General features: G+C 42.5%; 9 protein-coding genes. All 9 read right to left on the bottom strand.

What is annotated here, in order from left to right:
* Window positions 1–1,379, bottom strand: a 1,379-nt coding sequence (locus I6L31_RS16460; protein ID WP_219349271.1) for a phage portal protein, incomplete at its 3' end; no start/stop codon positions are given.
* A gap of 10 nt (window positions 1,380–1,389) precedes the next feature.
* On the bottom strand, window positions 1,390–1,557 hold the full coding sequence (locus I6L31_RS16455; protein WP_005003601.1) for a hypothetical protein: 168 nt from the start codon (window positions 1,555–1,557) through the stop codon (window positions 1,390–1,392).
* An 88-nt stretch (window positions 1,558–1,645) separates the two neighbouring features.
* On the bottom strand, window positions 1,646–2,980 hold the full coding sequence (locus I6L31_RS16450; RefSeq protein WP_005003599.1) for a phage major capsid protein: 1,335 nt from the start codon (window positions 2,978–2,980) through the stop codon (window positions 1,646–1,648).
* Window positions 2,977–3,567: an HK97 family phage prohead protease gene (locus I6L31_RS16445; RefSeq protein ID WP_005003597.1), complete on the bottom strand. Its 591-nt coding sequence runs from the start codon at window positions 3,565–3,567 to the stop codon at window positions 2,977–2,979. Before I6L31_RS16445 ends, I6L31_RS16450 begins: the two co-directional genes overlap by 4 nt.
* A 55-nt stretch (window positions 3,568–3,622) precedes the next feature.
* Entirely contained in the window at window positions 3,623–5,299 is a 1,677-nt protein-coding gene (locus I6L31_RS16440; RefSeq protein ID WP_005003595.1) for a terminase large subunit, read from the bottom strand.
* A 277-nt stretch (window positions 5,300–5,576) separates the two neighbouring features.
* Window positions 5,577–6,026, bottom strand: a complete 450-nt coding sequence (locus tag I6L31_RS16435) for a terminase small subunit (protein WP_005003590.1) — start codon at window positions 6,024–6,026, stop codon at window positions 5,577–5,579.
* A 115-nt stretch (window positions 6,027–6,141) separates the two neighbouring features.
* Window positions 6,142–6,318 (bottom strand): hypothetical protein, encoded by a 177-nt coding sequence (locus I6L31_RS16430; RefSeq protein ID WP_004997277.1) that lies wholly within the window; start codon window positions 6,316–6,318, stop codon window positions 6,142–6,144.
* Window positions 6,315–6,593, bottom strand: coding sequence for an HNH endonuclease (locus I6L31_RS16425; protein WP_005003587.1), 279 nt, complete (start codon window positions 6,591–6,593; stop codon window positions 6,315–6,317). Before I6L31_RS16425 ends, I6L31_RS16430 begins: the two co-directional genes overlap by 4 nt.
* Window positions 6,535–6,780, bottom strand: coding sequence for a hypothetical protein (locus I6L31_RS16420; protein WP_004997275.1), 246 nt, complete (start codon window positions 6,778–6,780; stop codon window positions 6,535–6,537). The genes I6L31_RS16425 and I6L31_RS16420 overlap by 59 nt, the downstream gene beginning before the upstream one ends.

Here is a 6,780-nt window from a genome sequence, read left to right as displayed (position 1 = left end):
AAATGATCGTTTTCAACATGCCACAATGAGCCATTTTTAGTGATGAACTGACCTTTTTGATACTGCACATCATCCTTAAATACGCCCTTATAGAGCGATTTAAGAGAATTATCGGACTGGTTTGAGCTTGAATCATTCTTGGTGAATGGATCATCTTTAGCATCACGCTTGGCAAGCGCTTCCAAATTGTAGTTTTGCTGTTGTAAATAAGGAGATTCACCACCTTTAACAGGCAAGTAACCTAACTTTTGTCTCGCCTCGTTGGGCGCAAAAATGCCTGCACTGATGCCATCTTTGAAGTATGCAATTTTACTTGATGAATCCATGCGGATTAGAACATCAAGATCAAGGAAGGCCTCAACACCATAAGAAGGTAAATCCAATCCCTCATCCAAAAGGTTTTCACGTGCTTCGATATAGGATTGAAGGCAATCTGAATAGTAGATTTCGTTCAGATCTGAAACTTTAGTTGCACCTTGAACATCAGTGACGCCAATTTTAAAAGGTGGCACATTAAATGCCGTACAAACAATACGAGCAGACATCCCAAGTTGTTCAATTAATTGGCTGTCTATCGCTGACATTGAAATGTTTACGTATTTTGCTCCATCGGACAAAAGACCAGTTTTACCCACATTGGCACCACTATAATTTGCATCCCATTTGGTTTTCACCTCTTGGGCTTTTGTTGCATCTAATGGTCCAGGCACCTCAATAACACCACCTGGTTTAGATCCATTGGCAAAAAAGTTTTTAGAGTTTCTGAGAATCGAAATACCCTGCTCAGATGCCAGACTACACGCCATGATTGGTGTTAATCCCACAAGCGGATGATAGAGCGCATTAATGCGGTCATGGATGATTTCAGAAGCGGGAATAATTACATTTTCTGTCTGTGCTAATCGGTCATTGGTAAGCTGATAAAACACATTTCCCTGATCATCAACAAGAACAGTCACAAGATCAGGGTTTAAAACAACCAATCGGTACAGCTCACCAAATACATCACGCATTTTAAAGACGTAGGTATTACCACGAAGCAACAGGCTTTGCGTCCATTGTTCATTAAATTGTTGCCAGTTTTGGTAATTATTCGGTTTTTGAAGTACGCGCTGTAATTCTTTTGGGGTTAAAGCATCAACTAAGACACCTTGCTGCTTCTTTTTTAACAGAACAGGCATCTTGCCAATGTCTTTAGAGATAAGGCTTACACAAGCAAATACCGCATAAAATGCAGTCATATCTTCGCGGGTAATTTCCTTGTTTTCTTGCCATGCACCAGAGTATGGCTCTGCCACAAATATGCTATTCCAACTTTGCCCCGAATTATGGACACTTTGATAGCTCTTTTTACCTCTCAACCAGTCATAAATGCCCATTTTTACCGCCTTATTCTTCAGTTTTTACGTCTTTTTTGGTGCGATTTGCAGCCTTTTTTGGTTCTTCATAAGGCTTTGCAACACCTGTTTTAATGATGATATTTGCCGCAAAATCTTCGACTTCTTTCACTTCGCCTACTTCGGCATCGTGCATAACCTGTAAATATTCAATTTTCATAGCTGTTCCCATAGCTCAACAGTGAGTTTTCATTGTTCAGATATGAAAACAGCCCCAATTAAGGAGCTGTTTTGGATCGATATACCGATTAAGGCGTGTAATCAATGTATGCCGCTGCAATGGCGCGACGTTTCGCCCAAGTGATGAACTTCTCTACACGAATGGCAAATTTGTTTTCTTGCCATAGGTTATGGGTTGTAGATCCATCAACAAGCGTTGCTTGATCGCTGTACGCCACATCAACACCACCGTCCTGAGCAACAAGCAATTCGCTCATTTTTACAAGAATGATCTTGTCGCCAATGGATTGTGACGTGATAACTGGAATACCCAGAAGCGAACGCGCTGCACCCGCAAAGCTCATGCCGTTGAAATATGTATTTCCAAGAGCATCACGAAGCAAAGCGTATTGCATTGCACGCGTTTCACTCATTAAGAAATACGCATTGTCAGTGGTAAGGTTTGCGGCAACAAATGTCGTGATAAGTTTTAACAAATCGGCTTCAATTGCTGCTGCCGTAGTGCCAGAAGGTTCAATTGCTGTTACACCATTCAGAATACCCGATGGAGTCACATCGGTTTGCGCTTGAGTACCAAGAAACGTGGTATCAATCAGCACTTTGGTTGCTTCAATCAAATCATTAAGCACAAGTTGATCAATTGCTGGATCGGCACGACGCAACAATTCTTGCGTATAAACTGTAATCGCAGCCAATTTATGCTCTTTGATTTCGATACTGTTGAATGTCGGGTTAGTTAAAGGCTTTTTAGCACCTTCACCCACCCAAGAAGCAGTACCACCGCTTAATTGCCCGTTAATTTTTACATTAAACGGAACAGCACGATAACCTTTCAACTTATCAAAGATGGTTGCATTACGAAGCAATTCTAAGAAATCGCCTTTATATGTGTCTTGCTGCACAAGTGGCGCAGCGAAACCAGCATCAGTAGTGGTACCCAAGGTGGCTTTTTCAACATATTGAACCACTGCTTCGTCATAACCTAATGCTTTTGCCGCATCAACGACAGTCATTAATCGACCTTGTTTTTGCTCATGACATGCAAGCATTTTTGCACGAGCAAATTGTGCGAAAGGCATCCCTTTAGGAAGATTGGATTTAACTTCAACCTTTGGATCAGCTTTTGGCTCAGGATCGCCTTTTGCAGATTTTTTTGCTTCCTCAGGATCATTACCTGCAACAGGCGTTGCGGCTTTTGCCGCTTTTTCAATCTCTGCAATTTGAGCTTCGGTACGTGCAATATTTTTCTTAATTGCCTCAATATCTTTTTCAAGAACCTGAATTTCTGCTTCAGTTGCTTCATCAGGTGTTGTGCCTGCTGCTGCTGATTTAGACAGTGCAGTTTGCATTGCTGCGTTTTTATCTGCCAATGCTTTGAGCAGCTTTGCTAAGTATTCTTTCATAGTTTTACTCCACCCTGTGTTGGGCTATTTAGTTTTACGATTACGTGTTTTTGTTCAGATGAATCGCCATCTGGAACGTTCTGAGGTTGTTTGCCCAACGCGGCTTTGTGTTCCTCAAATGCTTTTTTAAAATCTGTTTCGCTTTCGCGATTGCATGGAATGGTGACTAAGGAAAGTTCATAAAACTCCCAATCATTAAATTTTATGCCACCACCTTTGATCATTTCCGCGTCATCCCAATTTGGGAGAAACCCAACGGATAGACCCTTGATGAGGTTGTGTTTCAAGGACTGATAAGCCTCTTCAATTCGGGCTTTCAATGCGCCTTCTTCTTCTATCTTTGGAAGATGAATTTCAACCTCAATCCCTTTACTGGTCACTTTCACATCCGTGACATGACCAATTGGTGATTTATGGTCGTGGTGAAAAAGTAATGGCATTGGCAAAGTGAACTTAGCGCCTGTGGGAACCATGATGTCTTTTGCTCGATCCTGATTGGGTGTGCTTGCCACCCCTTTAAATGTTCGTTTTTCATCGTCTACGGCTTTGATTTCGAATGAGCCGAATGATTTGTGCAGAGCAGTCATAGCCCCTCCAAAATGCAAAAACCGCCAATTAAGGCGGTTATCTGTGAAATGTGTTTTATACGAAAAAGACGTTGTATTCTTTTGTGCTTGGCTCTGGGTTCATTGACATGAGAGCCACCGCATTAAACGTGGCAATCAGTGGGTCAATCTTGCCAATTCCTGAATCCTGCTTAGTGATTCTCATGCCGTTACCAATCATGACGACACGCGCATTACCTGCCGCCCATGTCATGAGTTGCTGCCCTGCATGGAATAAATTACCTTCTGCTAATTTGCGTTCAGTCGTTAAAATATAGGACATGAGTTTGTGTCCTTGTGGCACACCAAACATGGCACCCTCTGGTATCCCTGCTTCCAGTAATCCATCAAGCAAACCGCCTAACCCGAGTGGATCAAGCCCAATCTTATTAAGTTTGCCACTGTCATAAACTTTCTTGGCAATCGCTGCGAGCTGGTCAATATCATCACCCACACGCTCAACCACAGTTAAAGAATGTTCGGCTTGAAAGTCTTGATACTTCGGAATATTTTCCTTGCGGCGCTCTAAAGCTATTTTATTAGCCCATGCATGATTCCAAAGCCACCAGATACGTGGGTCTTTTTTAAGTCTGCCAAGTACAGCGAACCCCAGCAAATCGTCCAACCCACCGCCATCGATTCCCATTGTGATGACATCAGACTGTTCAATGATCTGATCTAATCCAAAGACGTGCTTTTGCTTGTTCCAGTATTCAGCACCAGCCCAACGATTGGCGCGTAGATTCATGCCGATTTCGATGTTTAAGTGCTTGGCCAAGAAGTCTCTAAGGGATTCTTCACCAGCATCCTTGACCTTTTTAAACTCTGAAATAAGATACTCAAGGTCTACGGACGCACCCAAGTTCGGGTTTGTGATATAGAAGTTTTCAGGATTTAAGTGTTCGCCCGCTTCTATCATCTTTTTAGGGAATTCATAGATTAAAGGCAGGAATTGTTTATCCTCTTTAATTCCATCCCTTACATCGCGGGCATAGTCTAAAAGCTGCTTGAATACACCGCATGGCACCTCATCTGACATAGTGGACAGGTAAATCACACAGCCTTCTGGACGCGATGCCAAACCTCCTTTTGCTTCACGGAACATTGATTCAGCATTGGCACGCTTACCAAATAGCCAAACTTCATCAATCAAAATGATTGAAGCCTTTTTACCTGCTGCTGCATTAGATTCCGCTGCGATGACCTTAAGTGTTGCACTTGTACCTAAGTGAGTAACTGTCTTTGTGTGCTCAGACACATTCATCATTTCGCTTAGTTCATCATCTGCCCGAATGAAGTCACGAATCGGGTTAAAGCTATTGTCAGCAACTTCTTTCGTGGGTGCCAAGATAATAAGTTCAGCAGAAAGGCGGTCATTCAGAATCAGTAAGAGAAGCATGATTGCTGCGGCAATCGTAGACTTAGTATTCTTCTTTGAGATCAGAAGGAAGAATTCTCGGATTAATCGACGCTTGGTATTTGGATCTAATGCACCTGCAATTGCCCGTACAAACTCCAACACCCATGGTAATGTGACATCACCCATCTTTGGGCTACCCATCACATCAACTAAGATCAATTCATTAAATATTCGCTCAGCAACATCGGCAACTTGTGGAAATAAAGGCTCACAAGGCATGAGCGACTTTTTAGCAACTATACGCTCCTCCCAGTCTGGGCAAGCGGTTGTCCATTCTGGGAGCATTGCGGTCATAAATTTACCTTGATATACAACCTATTTGATAGCCAACTGAGGGTGTGTCCATCCCCATGCTGCGCAACACAGTAGACATTACAATTGGCTATCAAATAAGAAACCGCCCTTAGGCGGCTATTGAATTGGTTTTACTTCGATATTTTGACTGTAAGCTTCTTTCCACACACTATTTACATGAACGAACCACTTTCCGCTCCTGTTTTTAGCATAAGCCCACCCAAACAGTGTTTTAGCAAGATGCGTTGCACCTTTTGGCTTCATGACCATAAATACCTCAACTTGGCAATTGGTTATTCAAAGTACCGAATTTGCCCGACTTCGTTGCAACCTTAGCAGCATCTTCTTTGGTTTCTTTCTTGCCCTTTTCGGCCACTTTGCCGTGGACGTATGGAAGGGCTGCTTGAGCTGCCCGTACACGTAGCGCCATGTCTTCGACTGGATCACTATAAACAGACTCTAAAAAAGCTAGCGGGTCTGCTAGATTCTTAGCTGCTTGAATAGTTGTATTGGTTGTTAACGGTTTAACGTCATGTTTAACAACTTGCTCAGGCGTGGCTTTCTCAAGCCGTTCAAGATAATCAATAACATCAGGATCTTTTGCTAATCTCGCACCTGCCGCAGATGCAGTGTTTTCAGGACATCCAGCTAAAATAGCAGCTTCCTTATTATTTTTACCTTTCTGTTTTGCGAGGGCAAATGCCTTCTTTTTTTCTGTTAAAGCCATATACCCTCCTTTAACATATTTTTGAAAACTGATTTTTTCTTATAAGTGAGCTGGGCGGTGGTGTCCGTAGCTTTTCAGCAAAAAACTTTTACCCTCCCCCCTGCCTGCTGAGATTTTACGCACCATTTTGATGCATATTTTTATTGGAATAATTTTCCACAAAATCATCCAGATCAATCGCTCGATCACGCAGTGCTTCTCTTGCATCACTTGGCAAGCGAGTATCGAACTGCATACCACGCATAAAGTTAGCAACTGATTCAAGTTGCTCTAATAATTCTTCATTGTTCATTGCCTACTCTCCCTCAACGTCTTCTCTTTATGACAAGGCACACATAACGATTGAAGATTACTTTCCTCATCACTGCCACCTTGAGCCACATTCACAATATGATCAAGCTCTAACTCCATTGTGACCACACCACAGCACTGGCACGTGTACTTATCTCTAAGGTGTATCTTTGCTTTGAGTCTGCGCCATGGGCGACCACCACGACCTGAACCCCAACTATTCTGTCTTGGTGTTCTCTGTGCCTGTAGTCTCGGCTTCAGTGTCTGTAACTTCATGATCGCCTACTATTCTCAATCGATCACCATCTATGATGAACTTTACGTTTAACTCAACATATCCATTTGGATGCGATTCAATGCTTAACCCTTGCTGAGACGCAAGTAATTCACCAGTAATTGCATCATGTAATGCTAGCGATCCTTTAGAACCTTGCGTTCGTTTTAATACCAGTCTTCTAGACAT

Source organism: Acinetobacter septicus (assembly GCF_019355975.1).
Taxonomy (GTDB): Bacteria; Pseudomonadota; Gammaproteobacteria; order Pseudomonadales; family Moraxellaceae; genus Acinetobacter; species Acinetobacter ursingii.
This window is presented reverse-complemented; position numbering and strand designations above follow the sequence as displayed.